The organism is Actinoplanes sp. NPDC089786, from assembly GCF_040684855.1.
GTDB lineage: Bacteria > Actinomycetota > Actinomycetes > Mycobacteriales > Micromonosporaceae > Actinoplanes.
In genome coordinates this window covers 1-24,016 of sequence record NZ_JBFBGU010000025.1, presented here as the reverse complement: position 1 = coordinate 24,016, position 24,016 = coordinate 1, and the positions used below count along the sequence as shown (strand labels likewise).

Annotated in this window: 25 protein-coding genes; 14 read left to right on the top strand and 11 right to left on the bottom strand. The window is 71.7% G+C overall.

The features are described 5' to 3' along the window. The first annotated feature begins 117 nt into the window (after positions 1–117). Entirely contained in the window at positions 118–786 is a 669-nt protein-coding gene (locus tag AB0O15_RS40640) for an SDR family NAD(P)-dependent oxidoreductase (protein ID WP_364330932.1), read from the top strand. Here the strand turns inward: AB0O15_RS40640 and AB0O15_RS40635 are convergent. Further along, entirely contained in the window at positions 783–1,520 is a 738-nt protein-coding gene (locus AB0O15_RS40635; RefSeq protein ID WP_364330929.1) for a thymidylate kinase, read from the bottom strand. The two genes, AB0O15_RS40640 and AB0O15_RS40635, sit on opposite strands and share 4 nt — an antisense overlap. A 103-nt stretch (positions 1,521–1,623) precedes the next feature. Here AB0O15_RS40635 and AB0O15_RS40630 point away from each other — a divergent pair, with 103 nt between their 5' ends. The 7 genes from AB0O15_RS40630 to AB0O15_RS40600 all read left to right on the top strand — a co-directional run bounded on the left by AB0O15_RS40630 (position 1,624) and on the right by AB0O15_RS40600 (position 6,902). Continuing rightward, a complete protein-coding gene (locus AB0O15_RS40630; RefSeq protein WP_364330926.1) occupies positions 1,624–2,205 on the top strand; it encodes a nucleotidyltransferase in 582 nt (193 codons plus the stop codon). Next, positions 2,202–2,456 (top strand): hypothetical protein, encoded by a 255-nt coding sequence (locus AB0O15_RS40625; protein ID WP_364330923.1) that lies wholly within the window; start codon positions 2,202–2,204, stop codon positions 2,454–2,456. The genes AB0O15_RS40630 and AB0O15_RS40625 overlap by 4 nt, the downstream gene beginning before the upstream one ends. Beyond that, a complete protein-coding gene (locus tag AB0O15_RS40620) occupies positions 2,453–3,196 on the top strand; it encodes a metallophosphoesterase (RefSeq protein WP_364330921.1) in 744 nt (247 codons plus the stop codon). The genes AB0O15_RS40625 and AB0O15_RS40620 overlap by 4 nt, the downstream gene beginning before the upstream one ends. A 36-nt stretch (positions 3,197–3,232) precedes the next feature. Further along, entirely contained in the window at positions 3,233–3,376 is a 144-nt protein-coding gene (locus AB0O15_RS40615) for a GPGG-motif small membrane protein (protein ID WP_364330918.1), read from the top strand. Between the two features lie 224 nt (positions 3,377–3,600). After that, entirely contained in the window at positions 3,601–4,497 is an 897-nt protein-coding gene (locus AB0O15_RS40610; RefSeq protein ID WP_364330915.1) for an MHYT domain-containing protein, read from the top strand. Positions 4,498–4,521: 24 nt separating this feature from the next. Continuing rightward, positions 4,522–5,241 (top strand): HD domain-containing protein, encoded by a 720-nt coding sequence (locus AB0O15_RS40605; RefSeq protein ID WP_364330913.1) that lies wholly within the window; start codon positions 4,522–4,524, stop codon positions 5,239–5,241. A 29-nt stretch (positions 5,242–5,270) separates the two neighbouring features. Next, on the top strand, positions 5,271–6,902 hold the full coding sequence (locus tag AB0O15_RS40600; protein WP_364330910.1) for a glycoside hydrolase family 13 protein: 1,632 nt from the start codon (positions 5,271–5,273) through the stop codon (positions 6,900–6,902). Here the strand turns inward: AB0O15_RS40600 and AB0O15_RS40595 are convergent. Genes AB0O15_RS40595 through xylA form a run of 3 tightly spaced genes read right to left on the bottom strand, consistent with a single transcriptional unit; the run spans position 6,810 to position 10,896 of the window. Next, complete coding sequence (locus tag AB0O15_RS40595) at positions 6,810–8,291, bottom strand: MFS transporter (protein ID WP_364330907.1); 1,482 nt, start codon at positions 8,289–8,291, stop codon at positions 6,810–6,812. The genes AB0O15_RS40600 and AB0O15_RS40595 overlap by 93 nt on opposite strands. Before the next feature lie 9 nt (positions 8,292–8,300). Beyond that, positions 8,301–9,704, bottom strand: coding sequence for a xylulokinase (xylB, locus tag AB0O15_RS40590; RefSeq protein WP_364330905.1), 1,404 nt, complete (start codon positions 9,702–9,704; stop codon positions 8,301–8,303). Positions 9,705–9,708: 4 nt separating this feature from the next. Beyond that, positions 9,709–10,896 carry a xylose isomerase gene (gene xylA / locus AB0O15_RS40585; RefSeq protein ID WP_364330903.1) on the bottom strand — a complete coding sequence of 396 codons (1,188 nt, stop codon included), beginning with the start codon at positions 10,894–10,896 and terminating at the stop codon, positions 9,709–9,711. 74 nt (positions 10,897–10,970) lie between these two features. On the opposite strand from xylA, the gene AB0O15_RS40580 reads away from it, so the two are divergent. Further along, positions 10,971–12,110, top strand: coding sequence for an ROK family protein (locus AB0O15_RS40580; RefSeq protein WP_364330900.1), 1,140 nt, complete (start codon positions 10,971–10,973; stop codon positions 12,108–12,110). Between the two features lie 2 nt (positions 12,111–12,112). Here AB0O15_RS40580 and AB0O15_RS40575 read toward each other — a convergent pair whose 3' ends face one another. Next, positions 12,113–12,592 carry a MarR family transcriptional regulator gene (locus AB0O15_RS40575; protein WP_364330897.1) on the bottom strand — a complete coding sequence of 160 codons (480 nt, stop codon included), beginning with the start codon at positions 12,590–12,592 and terminating at the stop codon, positions 12,113–12,115. Between the two features lie 50 nt (positions 12,593–12,642). Between AB0O15_RS40575 and AB0O15_RS40570 the strand changes: the two genes are divergently transcribed. Then, positions 12,643–13,755: a PP2C family protein-serine/threonine phosphatase gene (locus AB0O15_RS40570; protein ID WP_364330894.1), complete on the top strand. Its 1,113-nt coding sequence runs from the start codon at positions 12,643–12,645 to the stop codon at positions 13,753–13,755. Positions 13,756–13,821: 66 nt separating this feature from the next. Here the strand turns inward: AB0O15_RS40570 and AB0O15_RS40565 are convergent, their stop codons facing one another. The 6 genes from AB0O15_RS40565 to AB0O15_RS40540 all read right to left on the bottom strand — a co-directional run bounded on the left by AB0O15_RS40565 (position 13,822) and on the right by AB0O15_RS40540 (position 20,584). Then, complete coding sequence (locus AB0O15_RS40565; RefSeq protein ID WP_364330892.1) at positions 13,822–15,528, bottom strand: VWA domain-containing protein; 1,707 nt, start codon at positions 15,526–15,528, stop codon at positions 13,822–13,824. Positions 15,529–15,729: 201 nt separating this feature from the next. After that, positions 15,730–16,758, bottom strand: a complete 1,029-nt coding sequence (locus tag AB0O15_RS40560) for a lactonase family protein (RefSeq protein ID WP_364330889.1) — start codon at positions 16,756–16,758, stop codon at positions 15,730–15,732. Positions 16,759–16,765: 7 nt separating this feature from the next. Further along, positions 16,766–17,353, bottom strand: coding sequence for an ATP/GTP-binding protein (locus tag AB0O15_RS40555; RefSeq protein ID WP_364330887.1), 588 nt, complete (start codon positions 17,351–17,353; stop codon positions 16,766–16,768). Next, a complete protein-coding gene (locus tag AB0O15_RS40550; protein ID WP_364331192.1) occupies positions 17,334–17,720 on the bottom strand; it encodes a DUF742 domain-containing protein in 387 nt (128 codons plus the stop codon). Before AB0O15_RS40550 ends, AB0O15_RS40555 begins: the two co-directional genes overlap by 20 nt. 2 nt (positions 17,721–17,722) lie before the next feature. Then, positions 17,723–18,130: a roadblock/LC7 domain-containing protein gene (locus AB0O15_RS40545; RefSeq protein WP_364330884.1), complete on the bottom strand. Its 408-nt coding sequence runs from the start codon at positions 18,128–18,130 to the stop codon at positions 17,723–17,725. Next, positions 18,131–20,584, bottom strand: a complete 2,454-nt coding sequence (locus AB0O15_RS40540) for a nitrate- and nitrite sensing domain-containing protein (protein WP_364330881.1) — start codon at positions 20,582–20,584, stop codon at positions 18,131–18,133. Positions 20,585–20,937: 353 nt separating this feature from the next. Between AB0O15_RS40540 and AB0O15_RS40535 the strand changes: the two genes are divergently transcribed. From AB0O15_RS40535 to AB0O15_RS40520, 4 genes are all read left to right on the top strand, one after another. Next, positions 20,938–21,546, top strand: a complete 609-nt coding sequence (locus tag AB0O15_RS40535) for a hypothetical protein (protein ID WP_364330879.1) — start codon at positions 20,938–20,940, stop codon at positions 21,544–21,546. A 10-nt stretch (positions 21,547–21,556) separates the two neighbouring features. Beyond that, positions 21,557–22,513, top strand: coding sequence for a hypothetical protein (locus AB0O15_RS40530; RefSeq protein ID WP_364330876.1), 957 nt, complete (start codon positions 21,557–21,559; stop codon positions 22,511–22,513). A 65-nt stretch (positions 22,514–22,578) separates the two neighbouring features. Continuing rightward, complete coding sequence (locus tag AB0O15_RS40525; protein WP_364330873.1) at positions 22,579–23,577, top strand: WYL domain-containing protein; 999 nt, start codon at positions 22,579–22,581, stop codon at positions 23,575–23,577. A 2-nt stretch (positions 23,578–23,579) separates the two neighbouring features. Then, positions 23,580–23,990, top strand: a complete 411-nt coding sequence (locus AB0O15_RS40520) for a nitroreductase/quinone reductase family protein (RefSeq protein ID WP_364331189.1) — start codon at positions 23,580–23,582, stop codon at positions 23,988–23,990. Positions 23,991–24,016 lie beyond the last annotated feature (26 nt).

The window sequence follows — 24,016 nt, the reverse complement described above, 5'->3', positions numbered from 1 at the left end:
TCACTCGCCCGGAGGGGTGACTTCCGTACGGGTGACCATCCTTTCGGTAAACCACTGCCCCGTCGAGTCGATTCGATGGCATGACGTGACAGAGAACACAAGGAGAAGGGCTCTCTCATGGCACGGACGGCAGTGATCACCGGCGGCACCGGCGGGCTCGGGACGGCCGTGATTTCGACCTTCCTGGAAACCGGGTGGCGCGTGGTGGCCCCGGTGCGAGCCGGCTCACAGGAGCGATTGCCGGCCGGCGCCGAGGCGGTTGTGGCGGATCTCACGTCGCAGGGTGACGTCGAGGCGGCGATCGCGGCCGCCGGACCGCACTTGTCGGCGGTGGTCAATCTGGTCGGCGGGTACGCCGGCGGCGGACGCGTCCACGAGACGGCGGTCGACGACTTCGAGGCGATGATCCGGACCAACGTGCGGCCGACCTTCCTGGTGACCCGGGCCGCGCTCCCGGTGCTCGTGGCCAACGGCGGCGGCTCGGTGGTCTGCGTCTCGTCCCGGGCCGCGGTGGCGCCGTTCCCGGGCGCGGCGGGCTACGTGACGGCGAAGGCGGCGGTGCTGGCCTTCGCCAACGCGGTGGCGGTCGAGTACAAGGGGCAGGGCGTCCGCTGCAACACCGTGCTGCCGAGCGTGATCGACACCCCGGCCAACCGGAACGGGATGCCCGGCGACCGGAGCAAGTGGGTCAACCCCGCCGAAATCGCCAAGGTCATCCTCTTCCTGGCCGGCGACGACTCCACCCCCATGAGCGGCGCCACAATCCCGGTCTACGGCCAGGCCTAGAAAGCTTCGAGGAGCTGGTAGCTGATGGCGGCCACGCCGGCGAGCAGGGAACCGAAGGCCAGCACGGCGCTGCGGGAGCCGGCCAGCAGAGCCGACGCGCGCGGGTGCGGGATCGCGGCCACCGCGGCCAGGGGCAGGTGGGCGCGCAGGGCGGCGGCCACCTCGTCCTGGGTGCCGTCCGCGTCGATCACCACGAAGGCCGGGAACTCCGGCAGCGACCGGTACGCCGCGTCCGCGTCCTGGAGGAACGTCAGCTCCTCCCGGTCGTACCCCCGCGCATCGATCCTCTCCTGAGCGACCTTGGGGCTGACGGCCAGCAGGAACGTGACGTCGGGCGGCGGGAACAGGCAGTAGGCGAGGCGGGCGCGGCGCTCGGCCCGGGGCTTGGCGTGATGTGACCGCATGCTGGCGTACTGGCAGTAGGCGTACCGGTCCATCACCACGGTCTCGCCGGTGAACGCCTGGAAGAACAGCGTGCGGACGATCGCGCCCCAGCGGAGCACCGCCTCGATCACCAGCATCGCGCGGCGGCCGACCAGGGCCTCGGCGTCGGGGCGGCCGAACCACTTGGCGATGCGGGCGACGAAGTGCCGGCCACCGGCGTTCTGCCGGTACGACGCCCGCAACCCCTCGGCGGCCAGCGTTTCGGCCAGCCGGTGGGCCTGGGTCGTCTTGCCGGAGCCGTCGATCCCGATGAGCGCCACGGAGCGCGGGAACGGTGAGTTCAGGGGCACACCATCGACGGTACTCAGGGGTGTCACGCGTTCCGTTCCACCGAGGGCTCCACGGGGTACCAGAATGCGACTGAAGCCGCACATCACGACGACAGGAGATGCCATGCCGCACCGGGTGGACGAAGGACTCGCCACCACGTTGAAACGGGTCGCGTCGGTGCTGAAGCAGGCCGAGATCCCGTTCGCGCTGGGTGGGAGCTTCGCGGTGTACGCACATGGCGGCCACTCCAGCGACCACGACGTGGACTTCCTGATCCGTGAGCAGGACAAGGAACGGGCGCTCGACGAGCTGGCCGCGGTCGGCTTCGAGACCGAGCAGCCGCCGGAGGACTGGCTGGTCAAGGTGTACGACGAGGGCCGCATGGTGGACCTGATCTACCGCCCGGTGGAGTCGCCGGTGACCGACGCCACGCTGGCCGACTCGGTGACCCGGCCGGTCGAGGCGATCGCCATGCCGGTGATCTCGGCCACCCAGCTGATGGTGCACAAGCTGCTCAGCTACACCCAGCACCACTGCGACTTCGCGACCGGCCTGCCGGTGGCGCGGTCGCTGCGCGAGCAGATCGACTGGGAGCGGGTCCGCAAGGAGACCGCCCAGTCGCCGTACGCGGAGGCGTTCCTCGTCCTGCTCGACCGCCTGGACGTGGTGCCCGACGCGCTGACGACCAACGGGGGGAACGCATGACACCTCAGGTGGACGACTATCTGGAGGCGGAGATCCAGCGGCTGCTGGCCGAGGACGACCGGGTGGCCGAGCAGGGCATCACGGTGCAACGCCGGGAGCAGGCCGTGGTGCTGGGCGGCGAGGTGGAGAGCCCGGAGCGGCGGGACGAGATCTGCCGCCGGATCACCTCCCGGTTCCCGGACGTGCAGATCACCTGCGACATCGGGATCACCCGGACGACCGTGCCGGCCGACGCCGAGGTGATCTCGTGATCCGGGTCGCGGCGGTCGGTGACGTGCACGTCGACGCCGACGTGGTCGGGCGTTACCGCCCCGCGCTGGAACAGCTGCCCGAGGTGGCCGACGTGCTGCTGGTGGCCGGCGACCTGACCCGGCACGGGACGGTCGAGGAGGCGCGCAGCTTCGTGACCGAGTTCGGCGGGCTGGCCGTGCCCGTGGTCACCGTGCTCGGCAACCACGACCACCAGAGCGACCAGGCCGACGCGGTGTCCACCGTGCTCACCGACGCCGGGATCACCGTGCTCGAGGGCGCCTCGACGGTTTTGGAGCTGAACGGGCACCGGCTCGGGGTGGCCGGGGTGAAGGGCTTCGGCGGCGGGTTCGGCGGGGCCTGCGCGAGCAACTTCGGCGAGCGCGAGATGAAGGATTTCGTCCGCACCGGCGAGGACGCCGCGAACCGGCTGGAGGCGGCCCTGACCGGCGTGACGTGCGACGCCCTGGTGGCGCTCACCCACTACGCCCCGGTGCCGGAGACGCTGGCCGGCGAGCCGCCCGAGATCCACGCGTTCCTGGGGTCGTACCAGCTGGGCCGGGCGATCGACGCGGCCGGCGCCACGCTCGCCCTGCACGGGCACGCTCACCACGGCACCGAACGTGGGCGTACGCCGGGCGGCGTACCCGTCCGCAACGTGGCGCACCCGGTCATCAAGCAGGCCTACAACGTCTACCGCCTGCTCTCGGAAGAGATCCAGGCGACACTTGTGCACGCGTGAGGTTTCCGTTTTTCCGGGGTCGGGTATCCGCTGAGCATGGACCTGTTGCTCTGGATTATCGCAGTCATCCTCGTGGTCGCCGGCATCCTCGCGTTGTTCCGGCGGCAGATCCTCTGGGGCGTCGTGCTGATCATCGTCGGCCTGCTCGTCGGCCCCGGTGGCGTCAGCCTCTTCACCTGATCCCGCCCCGGAACCCTTGTCCCTATCCCCTGACTAACGGCAAACCCCGAACCGGGACTGCCGTATGGCCATCTCCACTCCCCCGAGGTGGCCATACGGTGGCCCCGGTTCCCTGCGTTCCGGCTCCGTGTCACCCGCACACGATGTGCGATGGATGTGTACCGATAAGTGACTGAATACCCCGCGAACAAGTCCACTCGACGTATTCGCGAGGTGCACACATCGTGGCTGAGGTTCATCACTTCACGTACGGCGCCTTCAACCCGATAGCCGCGTTCCTGCTGGCCTTCCTGGGTTCCTTCCTCGGCCTGATGTGCACCGACCGTGCCCGGGCCGCCTGCTCCCGGGGGCGCCGCAACCGGTGGCTGATGATCGCGGCCTTCGCGATCGGCGGCGCCGCCATCTGGCTGATGCACTTCACCGCCATGCTCGGCTTCGACGTGCCGGCCAGCCCGGTGCGCTTCGACATGGTGCTGACCATGGTCAGCCTGGGCCTGTGCGTGCTCACCGTCGGCGTCGGCCTGATGGTCGTCGGCCACGGCCGGCGCAGCTTCGGCAAGACCGTGGTGGCCGGTGTGCTCACCGGCGCCGGGATCGTCGCCATGCACTACACCGGGATGGCCGGCCTGCACGTCTCCGGCCGGCTCGTCTTCAGCATGCCGCTGGTGGTGGCGTCCGGGATCATCGCGGTGGTCGCGGCGACCACGGCGCTGTGGTTCACCCAGTCGGTCAAGGGCTGGGCGCCGATCACCGGGGCGGCCGTGGTGATGGCTATCGCGGTATGCGGCATGCACTACACGGCGATGGCGGCGACGAGCGTGGAGCTGGAGCCGGTCGCCGCCGGCGGCGTCCGCGGGATCCGGCCACTGCTGATGATCGTGCCGATCACCGTGGTCACCGCGGCGACGATCCTGGCCATGGCGCTGAGCGCGCTCCAGGCGATGACCGAGGAGGTCTTCACCGACGGCGCCGGCATGCCCAAGCGCGGCGTGCACGCCGAGAACCCGTGGTCGCTCAAGCAGGCCTCGGCGATGCCGATGCGCCGCAGCCGGCCCTCGCCCCGCCCGGTTCCGACCCGGCCGGCCCCGCAGAAGGCCACCGAAGTGACCACCGCTTCCTGACCATCGCTGGTATATCTACTCGGCATGGCCACGCGCATGCTCCTGTCGATGCCACTGCACGCGATCACCGAGGTGTACGGCGAGGCGGGACTGCGCGACCGGTTCCGGTTGGAGCTGGAGAGCTTCCCGGCGGACGAGAGCGAGCAGCTCGTCCGGGCGCTCGACCTGGCCGCCACCCTGCACGCCGAGGACCGGCGGGTCCGCGAGCCCTACCTCAACCACCTGCTGCGGGTGGCGATCCGGATCATCCGGTACTACGGGGTGCGGGACGTGGACGTGCTCATGGCGGCGCTGCTGCACGACGCGGTCGAGGACCACCCGGCCGAGCTGTCCGGGCTGCCGGCCGACCTCGGCCACGCGCCGCTGACCGACGCCGCGGTGGCCGAGCTGGCCCGGCGGTTCAACCCGCGGGTGGCCGAGCTGGTGCGGTCGGTGACCAACCCGGAGTACGACCCGGAGCGCGACCGGGACGAGCAGTACCGGGTGCACGTGGCCGCCAGCCTGGACCGGGACCCGTGGGCGCGCGTCATCAAGGTGTCCGACTTCACCGACAACGGCGTCGGCGTGGTGCACACCACGCCGGCCAAGGCCGAACGGTCGGCCCGGAAGTACCGGCCGCTCGTACCCAAGCTGAGAGAGCTCGTCGGACGGCCCGACACCCCGCTCTCCCTGCCCGCCAAGGACCACATCCTGGACCAGCTGGATCTGGCCGAGGAACGCTTCGCCGCGATTCTCGACGGGTAGGGCCGGGCCTGGCCGGATAGCGTGGGTCAATGCCTGCTGACACCCACCTCTGGTGGCACGACGCCGTCATCTACCAGGTCTATCCCCGATCGTTCGCCGACTCGGACGGCGACGGCATGGGCGACCTGCCCGGCATCACGTCCCGCCTCGCCGACCTGCGCGAACTCGGCGTGGACGCGATCTGGCTGTCGCCGTTCTACACCAGCCCGCAGAACGACGCCGGGTACGACGTGGCCGACTACCGCGACGTCGACCCGCTGTTCGGCACCCTGGCCGACGCGGACGAGATGATCACCGAGGCGCACGCCCGGGGCCTGCGGGTGATCGTCGACCTGGTGCCGAACCACACGTCCAGCGAGCACGAGTGGTTCCGGGCGGCGCTGGCCGCGGCGCCGGGCAGCCCGGAACGCGCGCGCTACCTCTTCCGGGACGGTCGCGGACCGGGCGGGGAGGAGCCGCCGAACACCTGGCGGAGCACGTTCGGCGGGCCGGCCTGGACCCGGGTGACCGAGCCGGACGGCACGCCCGGCCAGTGGTACCTGCACCTGTTCGACGTCACCCAGCCCGACCTCGACTGGGACAACCCCGAGGTCCGGGAGGAGTTCGTCGGGATCCTGCGGTTCTGGCTGGACCGGGGCGTGGACGGCTTCCGCGTCGACGTGGCGCACGGGCTGGTCAAGGACCGCGACCTGGCCGACTGGGACTACCCGGACTTCGGGCCGTGGTCGGTGCCGCCGGCCGACAACCTGCCGCCGATGTGGGACCAGGAGGGCGTGCACGAGATCTACCGGCAGTGGCGGGCGGTGCTCGACTCGTACGGGCCGGACCGGATGCTGGTCGCCGAGGCCTGGGTGCAGCCGGTCGAGCGGATCGCCCGGTACGTGCGGCCCGACGAGATGCACCAGGCCTTCAACTTCCCGTTCCTGTTCGCCGCCTGGACGGCCGACGACCAGCGCGAGGTGATCGAGCAGTCGCTGGCCACCAACGCCACCGTCGGGGCGATCACCACCTGGGTGCTGTCCAACCACGACGTGCTCCGGCACACCAGCCGGCTGGGCTACCGGGAGCCGCTCAAGCAGCTCAGCGGCATCGGCCCCGGCGACCCGCAGCCGGACGCGGCCCTCGGCCTGCGCCGGGCCCGCGCGGCCACCCTGCGGATGCTGGCGCTGCCCGGGTCGGCGTACCTCTACCAGGGCGAGGAGCTGGGGCTGCCGGACGCCACCGAGATCCCGGACGAGGCTCGGCAGGACCCGACCTGGTTCCGGTCGAACGGCGCCGAGCGCGGCCGGGACGGCTGCCGGGTGCCGATCCCGTGGGAGGCGGACGCCCCGTCGTACGGCTTCGGCCCCTCGGACCACAGCTGGCTGCCCCAGCCGCCGGTCTGGGCCGAGTACGCGCGGGACCGTCAGGTCGGCGTACCCGGATCGACCCTGGAGCTCTATCGCTCGGCCCTGCGCCTGCGGCGGTCGTATTCCCTCGGCACCGGCACGATGACCTGGGACGACTCGAGCTCGTTCCGGAACGGCGACGTGCGGGTGCTGACCAACTTCGACGAGAGCCCGGTCGCGCTACCGGTCGGCGCGGGTGTCCTCCTGAGCAGCGAGCCCCTCGACGCCGACGGCCGGGTCCCCACCGACGTCACCGTCTGGTTCACCGTCTGACGGCGACAGGGCGGACGCGCGCGCGGCCAGCAGCGCCTCGTGCGTGTCCGCCATGTCCTTGGCCACGGTGCGGCTGGCCAGCCAGTACATGACGCCGGTGGGTATGAAGAAGAACTGGAACGCGGCCAGCCCGACGGCATAGTTGAGCGGCGGCGGGAACGCGCCGGAGAGGCCGCGGAAGGCGACACCGACCAGGGCGTTGCCGCCGGCCCGGCCGAAGCCGTTGACCAGGTTGCCGAGGCTGTAGACGGTGCCACGGTGTTCGGGCGGGTTCACGTCACCGATCATGGCGAACCAGTTCGGCGAGTTCGCCGAGGTCAGGGCCAGGGCGAAGATCGCGGTGGCGAGACAGGCGGCCACCGTGGGCTCGGTGAAGACGTTCTTCAGCACGGCCGGGATGATCTCGCCCGACCCGGCGCCGTCCGGGACGTTGATCCGCATCGGCACGAAGAACAGCACCACGTAGAACGGCACGGCGGCGAGGATGCCCACGGCCGACACCAGGGCCCGCCCGCGCGGGGTGCGCCGCTGCAACCGGTCGCCGGCCAGGCCGCCCAGGATGGACAGCGCCCCGCCGGCCTGGAAGATGGTCGCGAAGATGCTGCCGACCAGCACGGCCGTACTCGCCGTGTAGCCCTGGTCTTCGGCCCGGGCCCGGAACAGCACCGGCAGCCAGACCAGCGACCCGAACGCCACCTGGGCCGAGAAACCCTGCAAAATCAGCCACACATTGGTACGCCGGCGCAGGATCACCGGCAGGTGGTCGTGGTGGATCCGCTCGTCGTAGTCGATGCCGGCCAGTTCCGGCTGGCTCTCGCCGCGCGGCACGTTGTAGGTGAACAGGTAGGCCAGCCCGGCGATCACCCCGGCACCGGCCGTGACCAGGAACGGCCGCCGCCAGTCGTCGTGGCCGAGCAGCCCGCCGACCATCGTCCCGGCGATCGTGCCGACACCCTGCGACAGCCCCCAGAAGCTCATCACCAGGCCGCGGCGCTTGGGCGAGATCAGGTCGCTGACCACGGCGAAGCTGACCGAGGCGACCGCGCCCAGCCCGAACGCGGCCAGCACCTGGGAGCCGAGGAAGGCCGGGTAGCTTTCCGACAACCCCGACCAGACCGTGCCGGCGACCCAGACGACCGTGCCGATCAGCAGCACCGGCTTGCGGTCGGTGCGGTCCCCGATGTAGGCGAAGCCGATCGCCGCCACCGCGCTGACCAGGAACATCACCGTGGTGGCGAGCGCTATGCGGCCCTCGCCGACGCCGAGGTCGGAGCCGATGAAGCCGTAGAGCGGCGGCACCAGCCCGATGGCCACGTTGTCCAGCGACGCGAGGATGACAAACACGACCACGCTGTACGCGCGATGCGCCGTCCCGCCTCGCAAGGTCACGGGAAGAGGTTAGCCGTCCCTCCGGTCGATCACCGCGTCGCGGGCGGCCGCGTACTGCTCGCGGATGAGCGGGACGCTCGTGTCCTCGTACACCTCGGGGGTCTCGGCCGACCACGACGGCGGCGCCGCCCCGCCCGCGGTGACCCAGGCGGCCTGACGGGCCGCGCCGTCGGCGACGTATTCGCCGGGCGGCGGGACCAGCACCGGCAGGCCGAACAGGGCCGGGGCGATCCGGCGGACCGCGTCGCTGCGCGCGCCGCCGCCGACCAGGACGATCCGGTTGGCCGTGGAGCCGTTGCGCTCGAGCGCGTTCAGGCCGTCGGCGAGCGCGCAGAGCATGCCCTCGACGGCGGCCCGGGCCAGGTGCGCCGGGTCGGACGTACGCAGGGTGAGGCCGTGGATGGCGCCGGTGGCCCGCGGCCGGTTCGGCGTGCGCTCGCCCTCGAGGTAGGGGATGAGCACCAGGCCGTCGGCGCCGGCCGGGGCGGACAGCGCGAGGCGGGACAGCTCGTCGTGGTCGACGCCCAGCAGCTTGGCCGCCGCGTCCAGCACCCGGGCCGCGTTCAGCGTCACCACGATCGGCAGGAAGCGGCCGGTGCAGTCGGCGAACCCGGCCACCGTGCCGGTCGGGTCGTTGGGGGCCACGTCGCTGGACACGAAGACCGTGCCGGACGTGCCGATCGAGATCACCACGTCGCCGGGCTGGGCGCCCGCGCCGAGGCCGGCCGCCGCGTTGTCGCCGGCGCCGGGGCCGAGCGGCGCGCCGTTGGGCAGGTGTCCGGCGATGCCGGTCGGGCCGAGCACCTCGGGCGTCCGGATGGCCCGGCCGAAGCCGAGTTCGAGCAGGTCGGGACGGTACGCGTTGTGCTCGGCGGACCAGTAGAGGGTGCCGCTGGCGTCGCTGCGGTCGGTGCGCAGCGTGTCGAGCCCGGTCGCGCCGCTGAGCTTCCAGGTGAGCCAGTCGTGCGGCAGGCACACGGCGGCGACCCGCTCCGCGTTCTCGGGTTCGTTGCGGGCCAGCCAGCGCAGCTTGGTCAGGGTGAAGCTGGCCACCGGCACGATGCCGACCGCGTCGACCCACTCCTGCGGCCCGCCCAGCTCCTTGATCAGTTCGGAGGCCGCCCCGGCGCTGCGGGTGTCGTTCCACAGCAGCGCCGGGCGGACCACCTCGCCGTTCTCGTCGAGCACCACCATGCCGTGCTGCTGGCCGGCGACCGAGGCGGCGGCGACGTCGTCGAGCCCGCCGGCCTCCTCGATGGCCTGCTGAAGCGCGGTCCACCAGGCCTCCGGATGCACCTCGGTGCCGTCCGGGTGACTCGCGCGTCCTTGCCGGACCAGTTTCCCGGTCTCGGCATCGCGGATCACGACCTTGCAGGACTGGGTGGAGCTGTCGATTCCGGCGATCAAACTCATGAGCTCAGCTTGCCCTGACAACGTGGTCGATGGCGAGCTGATGCAACTTCACGAATCCGTATCCCTGTGCGCCGGCCGCGTCGGCGTCGAAGTCTTCCCAGGCGCTGCGGTCGGCCAGCAGGTCGGCGTACGTCTCGCCGGGGTTCAGGGTCGGCGTGGACAGGTCCTTGACCTTGCTGTACGCCAGCGCCTCCTGCACCGCCGGGTCGGCCCGGAACTCCGCGGCACGCTCCTTGAGCAGCAGGTACATCCGCATGTTGGCGGCCGCCGAGTCCCACACGCCGGCGAAGTCCTCGGTGCGCGACGGCTTGTAGTCGAAGTGGCGCGGGCCGTCGTAGCCTCGGCCGCCGCCCCAGCTGCCGTTCTCGAGCAGGTCGACCAGGGAGAACGCGTTGAGCAGGTCGCCGTGACCGAAGACCAGGTCCTGGTCGAACTTGGGGCCGTGCTGGCCATTGAGGTCGATGTGGAACAGCTTGTCGTGCCACAGCGCCTGGGCGATGGCGTGGGTGTAGTTGAGGTTGGACATCTGCTCGTGGCCGACCTCGGGGTTGATCCCGAACAGCTCGGGCCGCTCCAGCTCCTGGGTGAAGGCGATGGCGTGGCCGGCGGTGGGCAGCAGGATGTCGCCGCGAGGCTCGTTCGGCTTGGGCTCGATGGCGAACCGGAGACCGTAGTTCTTGTCCTCGGAGTACTGCGCGATCAGGTTGAGGCCCTCGCGGTAGCGGTCGAGGGCGGCGTAGATGTCCTTGGCCACGTCGTACTCGGAGCCCTCACGGCCACCCCAGAGCACGAAGGTCTTGGCGCCCAGCTCGGCGGCGAGGTCGACCTGGCGGAGGATCTTGCGCAGCGCGTACCGCCGGACCGAACGGTCGTTGCTGGTGAACGCGCCGTCCTTGAACAGCGGGTGCTCGAAGGTGTTGGTGGTCACCATCGGGACGACGATGCCGGTCTCCTCCAGCGCCTTCTTGAAGCCGGCGATGATCCCGTCCCGGGTCACCGCGTCCGAGCCGAAGGGCACCAGGTCGTCGTCGTGGAACGTGATGCCGTACGCGCCGAGCTCGGCGAGCTTGTGCACACCCTCGATCGGGTCGAGCTTGGGGCGGGACGCCTCACCGAAGGCGTCGCGGGCCCGCCACCCGATGGTCCACAGGCCGAATGAGAACTTGTCCTCGCGGGTGGGTTGGAGCGACACGGTTACCTCCGGGAAACGTCGTGGATTTGTTCAATGGTTGAATTATTTGAGCGCGGTATGGCAATGTCAAGGGCGTGACCGCGCGCATCCAGGCCTCCTCGACGGTCCCCGTGCGCCAGTCCAGCGTCCGCGCCCATAATCTCGCGCTCGTCCTGCAAACCGTCGCGACCAGCGAAAATCCGATCTCACGGGCCTCCACCTCGGCGGCCACCGGGCTCACCCGGGCCACCGTCTCGGCGCTCGTCGACGACCTCATCGTCCGCGGGCTGCTGGTCGAGCGCGAGCCGGCGCCACGGTCCGGCGCCGGGCGGCCCGCCGCGGGCCTCGCGCTCGCCCCGGACGGCGCCTTCGGGCTCGGCCTCGAGATCAACGTCGACTACCTGGCCGCCTGCGTGATCGATCTCACCGGTCAGGTCCGCCACCGGGTCGTCGCGCACGCCGACCAACGGAGCAGTTCGTGGGAGGAGACGCTCGCCCGGCTCGTCCGGCTGACCCCGGCCGGCGGCGTGTCCGGCGCCGCGCTGGCCGTTCCCGGGCTGGTCTCCGCGGACGGGATCGTGCGGGTCGCCCCCAACCTGGGCTGGCAGGACGTCGACGCCGGCCGCTACCTGAGCGAGGCGCTGGGCCTGCCGGTGGCCGTGGAGAACGAGGCCAACCTGGCCGCGCTGAGCGAGCTGCGCGCGGCCGGGGGCCGCCCGACCTTCGGCTACGTGTCCGGCGAGATCGGCATCGGCGCGGGCCTGGTGCTCGACGGCGCGCTCTACCGAGGGGTACGCGGCTGGAGCGGCGAGATCGGCCACCTGCCGGTGCATCCGGACGGCCGGCCCTGCCGGTGCGGGGCGCGGGGCTGCCTCGAGCAGTACGCCGGCCAGGAAGCGCTGCTCCGGGCGGCCGGCGCGGCGACGCTCGCCGGCCTGCCGGACGACGCCGACCTGGGCGAGGCCGGCGCCGCCCTGGGCATCGCGCTGGCCGGCGTGATCAACCTGCTCGACCTGGACACCATCGTGCTCGGCGGCATCTACGGCCCGCTGCTCCCCCGGTTACGGCCGTCGATCGAGCACGAACTGGGCCGGCGGGTGCTGACCGCCGGCCTGGCCCCGGTCACGCTGCGGGCGGCGGCCCTGGGCGCCGACGCGGCCATGCGGGGCGCGGCCGAGTCGGTGATCCGGTCGATCCTCGACGACCCCGCGACATTCCTGACCCGGACGACGTAGTTTCAGGCCGTGCGCCGGGACGTGTCGCTCGGGCTCTCCGCGGCGGCCACCGCGAACTCGGACAGGCCGCGGACCAGCGCCGCCCGGCCCGCCGGGGACATCCGGTCGAGCGCCGAGCCCAGCAGCGCCAGCCGGGACGCGCGGAGCTCGTCGAGCAGCTGCCGCGAGTACGGTGTCAGGTACAGCGCGATCTCACGACGGTCGATGCGCCCGGGCGCCCGATCGACCAGGCCGGCGGCCACCAACCGGTCACACAGCCGGCTCGCCGAGGACAGAATCATGCGTAACCGGCCGGCCAGCGTACGCAGATTGATGCCCTCGTCCTTCTCGACCACGATCAGCGCGTTCAACTGCGCCGCGGACAACCGGGGCGTGCTCTGTTCGCGGGCCGCCTCCCAGGTGGCCAGCAAGGTTTGCGCGGCGTCATCAAGCGCCGCGGCGCGCATCGGGTCCGGTACGACCGGCCCATGGTGTTCGCCCATGGTGCCTCGGACACTACCCGTACCGTCCACGCAGCCGAAGGGATGAAACCGTGTCCAGGCGAAGTGTGTCCGTCCGGCGGGCGCTGACCGGCGCTCCGGCCGACCGGGTCGTGGAGGCGATGACCGACGCGCTCCGGGCCGAGTACGGCATCGAGGACGCGGACCTGCTGCTCGTCGACTACCGGCTGGCCGCCCTGCTGCCGCTGGCCGGGGGCGCGCCGGTGACCCGGCCGGGCGATCCGGCCTGGCGCTGCTTCGACCACCAGACCGAGGTGCTGGCCGGCAGCGTCCTGCACCTGCCGGTGAACGTGCGCGGCGAACGGATCGGGGTGCTCCGCTGCCGGCCCGCCCCCGACCCGGCCGAGGACCGCGCCGAGCTGGCCGAGCTGGCCCTCGCGCTGGGACACGAGCTCCAGGCGGCGGTCGTCGGCACCGACCGCTACACGATGGCGGCGCGGACCCGGCGGCTGACCCTGGCCGCCGAGATGCAGTGGGAGCTGCTGCCCGGGCGGTGCCGGATCCGGCCCTCGTTCGGCCTGGCCGGACAGCTCGAGCCGTCGTACGCGGTGAACGGCGACAGCTTCGACTGGGCCGAGGACGACGGGCGGCTGTCCCTGGCCGTGCTGAACGGGATGGGCGAGGGCATGACCGCCGCGCTGCTCACCTCGCTGGCCACCTACGCCCTGCGCAACGCGCGCCGGGCCGGGTTGCCCCTGGCCGACCAGGCCGCCCTCGCCGACCAGGCCATCTTCGCCCAGCACGCGGGCGCGTGGCACGTCTCCGCCCTGCTCCTGGAACTGGACCTCAGGTCGGGCGAGCTGACCGCGGTGGACGCCGGCTCACCGACGCTGATGGTGCTGCGCGACGGCGAGGCCCGCACCCAGGACTTCGAGGCGCAGTTCCCGCTCGGCATGTTCGAGAGCACCGAGTACCACCCCGAGAAGGTTCAGCTGCGCCCGGGCGACCGGCTGCTGGTCGTCAGCGACGGCATCACCGAGGCCGCGGCCTACGGCAACGTGGCGCTGGGCCGTTTCCTGCGCCGGATCGGGCCGATGGCCCCGCTCGAGGCGGTGCGGTCGCTGCTCGGCGACCTGCGCATCCACCTCGGCGAGGCCGACCTGGACGACGACGCCGTGGCCGTCGTCCTGGACTGGTCCGGCTGAGCTGAATGGCTGAGTTGAATGGCCTCGCTCCGCTCGGTCCCGCAGCGGCTCGCAGTTCGTAACTTTTTACCCGTTGGCGCCGTTCCGGCTGGAGATGGCCTCGAGGAAGATGTCGCTGATCTTGGCCGGGTCGGGGGCGATGAAGACGCCGCCGGCGCTGGTCGCGTTGGTGATCGCCTCCAGCTCCTTGCGGTTGACCTCGCCGCCGATGCCGATGATGACCATGCGGACCGGGCGCTTCGGGTCGTTCGCCTTCTTCAGGGCGTCCACCAGCTGCGGCAGCTCGAGCCCGCCCGGGTTGTCGTTCTCGCCGTCGGTGAACAGCAGCACCGAGTTGATCCGGCCGTCGACCCAGTCGTTCTGGACCTCTTTGTAGGCCGCCAGCGCGGTGTCGTAGAGACCGGTGTCGCCACCGTCCTTCGGCACGATCGCCCCGGTGGCCTGGAGGAGTTCCTGACGCGACGAGGTGAGCGGGCTGATCGGCACGATCTCCTTGTACGGTCGCTTGCCGACCATGTCGGTGGAGAACACCCACACGCCGACCGACCACTTGTCGTCGAAGAGACTGAGACCCTGCTGCGCGGCCTTCTGCGTGACGGCGGCGCGGCTGAGGCCCCGCGCGGTCGGCACCGGCTTCTTCATCGAGCCCGAGACGTCGAACACGGCGAGCGCGCGGCCGGGCAGCGTGATCGCCGACCAGCTACCCAGAGCCTGGCTGATCGCGCCGGCGTCGACGCCGGACGCGGCCGCGCCGCCCTTGGAGGGGTCGGCCGGGGCCGAAGCGGCCTTGCTGGCCGCCGGAGCGCCCACCGGCATGCTGAAGCCGTCGCCGACCGTGCCGTCCGGCCCGCGGAGACCGGCCTTGGCCAGCAGATTCTTGAAGTTCGCGCCGGACAGCTGCCCGCGCAGGCCGGTGGCCGCGGCCTGCCGCTGCAGGTCGACCCCCGGCATGATCGCGAACGGGTAGCTCAGTCCCGGTGGGGACGGGTCGAGGTAGAGCGCGGCCAGTTGCACGGCCGGCTGCTCGGCGTTGAACGCGATCACGTCTTCTTCGGACAGCGGCGCGGCGCTCAGCGAGCTCGAGAGATCGGCCTCACCGGCCGACCGCGGGAACTTCTGGAGCAGGTCGTCACGAAGCGCCGAACTGCCCAGAGCCAGCGCGCGGAGCGCGCCGACCTTGGCCTGCTGCGCCTGCGCGCCCTCACCGGCCGAGGCCCCGAGGGCCAGCAGACCGGCCAGACCGGCCGCGTCCCGGTTCGGGTCGACGATGCCGGTGCGGATGTTGGTGTCGGTCAGCATCTTGCCGAGCAGGTCTTTCCAGGTCAGCTTGCGGTTGGGCCAGCCGAACCGGCCCTCGGCCACCGGGGTGGGCATGGCCACCACGATCGGGCTCTGCGCGATCGGCGTGCCGTCGGACGGCGTGAAGCCCGACGCCTCCTTCTTGAGGCGGAGCAGCCAGGTCTGTGAGTCGGAGACCCAGACGTCCGGCACGGTCACCGACTGCGGGGCGTTGCCGAGCCCGTTGATCGTGACACCGTGCTCGCGGGCCACGGCGGCGGCCATCGTCGCCGGGTTGACCCCGGAGACGTTGACGGCGACACATGTCCCGTTGACGTTGGCGCCGTCGGTCACCCATTGCTGGGCAGCCTGTTCGATCGCCCCGGCGATTTCCGGGGCGGCGGCGACGTTCAGCGGAATCTGACCGGTACACCCCTTGTCGGTGAGCTGCTGGTAACCGAAGTAGGAACCGGTGAGGACGACGATGATCGCCATCGCGGCTCCGATGACCCCGGCGCCCCTGAGATTGAAGTTTCGGCGATGGCGTCCTGACACGGGCTCCATACTGCGCATAGGAGAGACCGAATGCCATACACGTTCGGACGAAAGTTACTCACATCGAAAATTACTGTCACGATTTCAACTCAATGTGATCGGACCGTGGCAACCCGTAGACGACTTAAGCGCCCGTAAAGGTTAGATCGGAAGCCAGCGAAGCACGCAGGTGGGACTCGGCACAGCCGTCGGCGCATCCTGGTCACGGAGCAACCCGTCGGCCGCGTCGATGTGGAAGATCGTCACGGTGTGTGAACGCTCGTTGGCTACATAGAGGTGGTCGCCGGCCACCGTGAGATGACGGGGCCACACCCCGCCGGTGGGCGTCTCGCCGAGCCGGGTGGCCCGCTCGCCGTCCCAGCCGAACACCGTCACGGTGTCGGGGCCGCGGGTCGCCAGATAGACGAAGCGGCCGTCCGGGCCACCGGTGACCTCCGACGGGTACGCCTCGCCGGTCGCCGACGTGGCCGGGACGGCGCCCACGGGCTCCAGGCCGCCGGGACCGGGCCGGTGCCAGCTCAGCTCGGCCGACAGCTCACCGGCGACCAGGACGGCGCCGTCCGGCGTACGCAGAAGGTGTCGTGGCCCGAAGCCGGGCGCGGTCACGATCGCGGGCGAAAGATCGAGCAGGCGACCGCTCAGCGGGTCGAGACGGGCCCGCCAGACCCGGTCCGAGCCGAGATCGGCGATCAGCACATGGCCGGTCGCGTCCGGCGACACCATGTGCGCGTGCGGGCCCTTCTGCCGCTCGGGGTCGGGGCCCTGACCCTCGAGATGGACCAGATCCGTCCGCTCGCCCGGCCGCCCCTCGGCGTCCAGCGGGTGCACCGAGACGCTGCCGCTGGTGTAGTTGGCCGCGACCAGATGGTGGCCGTCCGGGGTGACCGCCACGTGGCACGGGTGTCCGCCGCCGGTGCCCGCCGCCCCGAGCGGCGTCAGCGCGCCATCCGGACCGACCGCGAACGCCGAGACCGTGCCGGCCTCGAGCTCGTTGGCGGCGTACAGCACCGGCAGCACCGGGTGCCGGGCCAGGAAGGACGGCGACCGGGTGCGGGCGGCCAGGCCGGCGCCGGACAGCTCGCCGGTGGCCGGGTCGCGGCGGAGCAGCGTGATGCCCTCGCCCCGGCCGCCGCTCTCGCCGGTGTAGCTGCCGACGTACAGGAGCTCCACCGGCCGGCTACCGGCGGCCGGCGCTGGTCAGCTGCTTACGGGCGACGTACTCGACCAGCTCGATCAGCACGTTGCGGGCCGACGAGGCGTCACGCGCGTCGCAGAGCACCACCGGCACACCGGGGTCGAGGTCGAGCGCCCCGGCCACCGCGTCGGGGGTGAACCGCTTGTCCTGGTCGAACGTGTTCACGCCGACCACGAACGGGGTGCCACGCTGCTCGAAGTAGTCGATCGACGGGAAGCAGTCGGCCAGCCGGCGGGTGTCGGCCAGCACCACCGCGCCCAGCGCGCCCTGCGACAGCTCGTCCCAGAGGAACCAGAAGCGGTCCTGGCCGGGCGTGCCGAACAGATAGAGCAGCAGGTCGTCGGTGATCGTGATGCGTCCGAAGTCCATCGTCACCGTCGTCGTGGTCTTGCCCTCGACCAGACCGGTGTCGTCGGCGTCGTCGCCGCCGGACAGGACCTCCTCGGTCTGTAACGGCCGGATCTCGCTGACCGACGACACCAGGGTGGTCTTGCCGACACCGAAACCACCGGCGATCAGAATCTTGAGCGCAACCGGGACACGCGAGCCGTCAGAGCGCTCGGAGACCATGGACAACCGCCTTGAGAACGTCGACGTCGGGCGGCTGCTCGGCCGCCGCGGGCTGGGACAGGGAGATCAGACCCGCCGAGCGTAGATCACCCAGCAGGACACGCAGAACACCGATCGACAGGTCGAGCCGGGAGGCCAGCTCGACCACGGTCACCGGGTCCCAGCAGGCGGACACGATCGCGTGGTGTTCGGGCTGGAGGTGCATGCCCGGCGCGGCGTCGGCCGCGCCGGTCGACTCGACGAAGGCGACCAGGTCGTACTCGGTCGCCGACGGCGCCACCCGGCCCTGGGTGACCGCGTACGGGCGCACCACCGGCCCGGCCTCGCGGTCGAGCCAGTCGTGCGGCGCGCGCAGCGGATCGGCCATCGTCACCCGTCCAGCGGTGACCGGGTCGGCGCCTGCATGAACTCGCCGACCCGGGTGACGAGCATCGCCATCTCGTACGCCAGCACGCCCAGGTCGGCGTCGCTGGCGGCCAGCACGGCCAGGCAGGCGCCCTGCCCGGCGGCCGTGACGACGAGGAAGGCACTGTCCATCTCGATCACGGTCTGCCGCACCGGACCCGCCCGGAAGTGCCGGCTCGCGCCCTTGGCGAGGCTCTGGAAGCCCGCCGCCATCGCGGACAGGTGTTCGGCCGCGTCCCGGGCCATGCCGGTTGACGAGCCCATCATCAGCCCGTCCGCGGACAGCACCACAGCCTGCTTCGCCGGCGGCACGCGCTCCAGGAGCTCGTCGAGGAGCCAGGTGAGGTTCGCGCCTTGCTTCGCTTGTGCCACTTATGCGTCCTTCTCGTCGCGTACCACCGGGAGATTGACGGTAGCCGCTTCATCCAAAGCGTTGTCGAGGGCGGGTGGGCGGGGTTCCGGATCGATGCCGGCGGCGGCCTGACGGCCACGCGTTGACCCGCGCTGGAGGGCGGACATCATGCTGCGGATCTCGTCCGGCGACCGGGTGGGCACCGTGTCGGCGTCGTCCTCCGGTGCCGCCTCGCGCAGTTGTGGCGCGAGATTGGCCTGACGGACCCGCTTGGGCAACCCCTCCCTGGTGGTCTCCCCCGGCGGTGCCGCCGCGGGCTCGTCGGCGGCCGGCCGGGCCTTGCGCCGGCGGCGTACCAGTCCTTCCGGCGACAGGCCGTCGGCGACCGAACTGCTGCTGAAGGGCGGGCCGGCCGACGAGATCGGCTCGGACGCGCCGCGCTGCCGCGGCACCACCGGGCCTGGCGACTGGAGCGGCACCGGCTGGGTGGCCTCCACGTCCTCCCACTGGAGGGCGGCGGCCGGGTGTTCCCAGGCCGTGGCGCCGGCCACCGGCGCCGGCGGCATCAGGCCGGGCGGGGTGGGCTCGGCGGTGATCAGCTCGCCCGGGACCAGCACGACGGCGACGATGCCGGAGTACGCCGACGGGCGCAGCGACACCTTGATGCCGTGCCGGTGGGCCAGCCGCGCCACCACGAACAGACCGAGCCGGGCGCTGTCCGACGGGTCGAAGTCGGGCGGCTCGATCATCTTGTGGTTGGCCTCGTCCAGCGACTCCTGGGACATGCCCAGGCCGCGGTCCTCGATCTCCAGGGCGTACCCGTTGGGCAGCAGGTTGCCGGTGACCTGGACCCGGGTCTGCGGCGGCGAGAACGACGCCGCGTTCTCGAGCAGCTCGGCCAGCAGGTGGATGACGTCGCCGACGGCCCGGCCGACCACCGCGGCCCCGGCCACCGTGGTGATGTCCACCCGCTTGTAGTCCTCGACCTCGCTGATCGCGCCGCGGATCACGTCGATCACCGCCACCGGCTGCCGCCAGCCCCGGCCGGGCACCGCGCCGGTCAGGATGACCAGGTCTTCGGCGTGCCGCCGCATCCGGGTGGCCAGGTGGTCGACGCGGTAGAGGTCTTCGAGCTCGTCCGGCTCGGTCTCGCGCCGCTCCATCTTGTCGAGCATCGCGAGCTGGCGGTGCAGCAGCGTCTGGCTGCGGCGGGCGATGTTGAGGAAGACCTCGTTCAGGCCCTTGCGTACGGCGGCCTCGTCGACCGCCGACTGCACGGCGGTGGTCTGCACCTCGTTGAACGCGCGCCCGAGCTGGCCGATCTCGTCCCGCCCGTACTCCAGCGGCGGGGTCTCGATGCCGACGTCGACCGGCTCGCCGCGCTGGAGCCGGCGCACCACCGAGGGCAGCCGCTCGCCGGCCAACTCCAGGGCCTCCTTGCGGAGCCGGCCCAGGCGGCCGACGATCGACCGGCCCACCCGGATCGACACGATGATCGAGATGACCAGCGCGCCCAGGCCGAGCAGACCGGCCACGCCCAGGCGGACCAGGACGCGCACGGCCACCGGGGTGGACCGCTCGGCCAGCGCCTGGGTGGCGTTGATCTCGAAGGCGCGCAGCTGCTGGGCCCCGGTGTCGTAGACCGGCTTCCAGACCTCGTCGGCGACCGGCGGCGCGCCGTCCGGCCGGGCCCGGTTGAGCAGCGTGTACTGCATCTCCTCGAGCTTCTTCCAGGACGCCGAGTTGCTCAGCACCTGGTAGGTGGTGCGGTCGCTGGACGGCAGGTCGGCGATGCCCTCGGCGAGCAGGAAGCGGGACGTGACGATGGCCGCGACCAGGTCGTCGTGCACGTCGGCCTCGAACCGGCCGCGGGTGTTGCCGGCGGCCAGCAGGGCGTCGGCGCGGCTCAGATATTCCTGGCCCCGGCCCACCGTGATGAGCGCGCGGATCTGCCGGTCGACGGTGTCGTCGCCGAACGACGCGGTGGCCGAGAACATCAGGAAGCCGGCGTCGATCATCCCGTTGAAGAGGTTCTGCGCGCCGACCACGTCGACCTCACGGGCATCGATATGGGCGCGGTTGGCGCGCAGGCCGTCGAGGTCGGCGAAAACCTGGTCGATCCGGGTACGCAGGGTGTCACTGGCCGCGTTCTCGGCGTCCTCGCCGCCCGCCGAGCGCCGGAAGTCGGCGGCCGCGCGATCGGTGGCCGCCCGCTGCGCCGCGAGGGCGGGGGTGACCGCGTTGCCCTCGCCGGACAGCTGGATGACCGCGAGCCGGCGCTCCTTCTGCAGCTCACCGACCAGGACCTCACCGGGGCGGCCGACGGTGTCCAGCAGCGTCTGCGCGGACAGCAGGTTGAACGCCGGCCCGACGGTGAGCACCGTGGCGAAGACCCACAGCGCCAGCAGGGCCGTGAGCGGCACCACCACCAGCGCGATGATCTTCGACCGGATCGACCAGTACCGGGATTTCATCTAGCTCCGCCCGACGGGTACGGCATGGACCGGCACTCCGTCCTGAAGTTGGAGCGTGCACCTCGGCAGAGGATACGAAATCGACGCGGAGCGAGGAACCCGCGCCTTGCCCGGTATCGCCGCTTTGTACCGACGCACCGCGCGTTTGGTCCGGATGCACCGCGCGATTGGCATGAACCCGACACTACGGCGTCACCCGTCCGAAGTGGCTGGTCAACGGTCCGTGACCAAAGGCGGTCGGCATCGGGACATCCGACCATCTCCTTCTGGAACAGGTCAAGTAAACGCATCGGCTGGACGGGATTGACGACCACCGCTGAGTGGGAATACCCAGAGCGAAGAAGGAGGAGCCCATGTCCGGTGGACAAGTCATCGTCCTCGTCATCGTCCTGCTGGTGCTGGCCGTGGTCGCGGTCTTCGCCGTCCGCGCGGCCCGCCGCCGCAAGCTGCAGAGCACTTTCGGGCCCGAATACGACCGCGTCGTCGCCGACACGGGCAACCGCGCCGACGCCGAGAAGGAGCTCCAGGAGCGTCAGAAGCGGCACGCCGAGCTGGAGCTCAAGGACCTGAGCCCGGAAGACTCGGCGCGCTACCGCGAGTCCTGGGAAGAAGTGCAGATCCAGTTCGTCGACAACCCCGGCGAAGCCGTGGCGACCGCCGACGACCTGGTCACCCGGCTGGTCGCCGACCGTGGCTACCCGACCGCCGACTACGACGACCAGCTCGCCAACCTCTCCGTCGAGCACGCCCGCACGCTGAGCCACTACCGCGACGCCCACGACATCAGCACCCGCAGCCGGAACGGCGAGGCCAGCACCGAAGACCTGCGCCAGGCCCTGGTGCACTACCGGGCGCTGTTCGCCGACCTGCTGGGCGAGGAGCCGGTGCAGCCGGCCACCACCACCAAGACCGTCAACAACAGCGACGTCACGGGCCCGCGCCCGGACGCCACCAGCCGCTGAGGAGCCGGTGATGCGTTTCTTCACGAACGAGAACAAGGACGAGACCGACCCGAAGGACGTCGACGTCAAGGAGCGTGGCGGCTCCCACAATGACGCCACCGAGTCGGCCGACACCGTCGCGCTGCCGCAGCAACGCGGCAACTCACCGTGGTCGTCCACGCCGGACGGCACCCCCGAACACGACGCCGGCCCGGACGCCACCACCGCACCCGACGCCAGCGGCAGCCACCGCTGGGACGCCGATGACGAGCCGCTGATCGAGGACCCGACGCCGCCGGACCACGCGGTGGCGGACACCGCGCCGGACGCCCGGGCCGACTCCGACCCCGACACCGTCGCCGAGCCGACGACCGACAGCGCCGAGAAGGGCTGGGCCGGGCCGACCGCCGCCGGCGACCGGGCCGACGACGACGAGACCTCCGACGACAAGGGCGCGACGCTCCGCGACGGCGGCGACTTCGACGACCCCAAGGTGGCCGACGCGGACGAGACCACCGACGGCAAGGGCGCGACCCTCCGGGACGGCGGCGACTTCGACGACCCCAAGGTTGTCTCCCACGAGGTGACGACCACGGACACCGCGGTCGTCGTCGCCGAGCCCGAGCCGGTGCCCGCCGCCACCACCGCGGCCGTGCCCGGCGCGCCGGTCGCGCCGGACGCGCCCGGCACGGACACGGCGGCCAAGCCCGGTGAGGTCGACGCGCCCGCGGTCACCACGATCTTCGACGCCGGCGACGCGAAGGCCTTCCAGGACCGGTGGCGCGACGTGCAGCTGCGGTTCGTGGACAGCCCCAAGGAGGCCACCGCCGAGGCGGCCACCCTGGTCGACGACGCCGTGGAGCAGCTGACCGCCAGCCTGCGGAGCCAGAAGGAGCAGTTCGGCGGCGAGAGCACCGAGGACACCGAGAAGCTGCGCGTCGAGCTGCGCGGCTACCGGGAGATCTTCAACCGGATCATCGGGCTCTGACCGTCCCGTGCCACCGCGCCGATGACTGACACCCACTGTCAGTCATCGGCGCTATCGTTCGGGCCATGCGCGCCGGCCGCCTGCTCTCCCTCCTGCTGCTCCTGCAGACCCGGGGGCGGATGACCGCGCAGGCGCTGGCCGAGGAGCTCGAGGTGTCGGTGCGGACCGTCTACCGCGACGTCGAGTCGCTGAACGGGTCCGGGGTGCCGATCTACGCCGACCGCGGGCCGGCCGGCGGCTACCAGCTGCTGGACGGCTACCGGACCCGGCTCACCGGGATGACCGGCGACGAGGCGGCCACCCTGGTGCTGGCCGGCATCCCGGGCGCGGCCGCCGAGCTGGGGCTCAAGTCGGTGCTGGCGGCGGCCGAGCTCAAACTGCGGGCGGCCCTGCCGGGTGAGCTCGCGGGGCGGGCTGACGGCGTACGCGAACGGTTTCATCTCGACGCGCCCGGCTGGTTCCGGGCCGACGAGCCGGTGCCCCACCTGGCCGCGCTGGCCGGCGCGGTGTGGGACGCGCGGCAGGTGTCGGTGCGCTACCGGCGGTGGAAGGCCCCGCGCGAGGTGAGCCGGACGCTGTCGCCGCTGGGCGTGGTGCTCAAGGCCGGTCGGTGGTACCTGGTGGCGGCCCGCGCCTCCGCTCCCGACGGCCGCATCACCGCCTACCGGGTGGCGAGCGTGCTCGACGCCGAGGTGCTCGACCTGCCCGCGGTCCGGCCGCCCGGCTTCGACCTGGCCACGTTCTGGCAGGAGTGGACCGAGCGGTACGAGCGGAGCGTCTACACCGGCACCGCGACCATCCGGATGACGGCCGACGCCCTGCGCTTCATGGCCTTCGTCTTCCCGCCCGAGATGTCCCGGGTGGCCCGCGAGCGGGCCGGTGAGCCCGACGAGTCGGGGCGCGTGGTCACCGAGGTCCCCATAGAGTCGATCAAGCACGGCCACACCGAGCTGCTGAAACTCGGCGCGAACGTCGAGGTGCTGGCGCCCCCGCCGCTCCGCGAGATGCTCGCCGAGACGACCCGCGGCCTGGCCCAGCTCTACCTGGAAGGAGAACCGCCGTGACGATGCCGGACGACCTGCTGGCCCACAACGCGAAGCTGATCGAGGAGTTCCGGGCCGACGGCGGGCGCTCGATGGGCGACCGGCCGCTGCTCCTGCTGACCACGGTCGGCCGCAGCACCGGCCGGCGCCGGACCAGCCCGATGATGTACATCGACGAGCCGGACCGCTACCTGGTGGTCGCCTCGAACGCCGGCGCGGCCGCCGACCCGCTGTGGTACCGCAACCTGCTCGCCGACCCGACGGTCACGGTCGAGGTGCCCGGCCGCACGTTCCAGGCCCGGGCTACGCCGCTCGAGGGTGACGACTACGACCGGACGTGGGCGGCCGTCAAGGACCGGTTCCCGTTCTTCGCCGAGCACGAGGAGCGCGCCGGCCGGCCCATCCCCGTCGTCGCGCTCGCCAAGGCCGGCTAGGCGGTCTCTTCGGAGTTGCCGCCGCC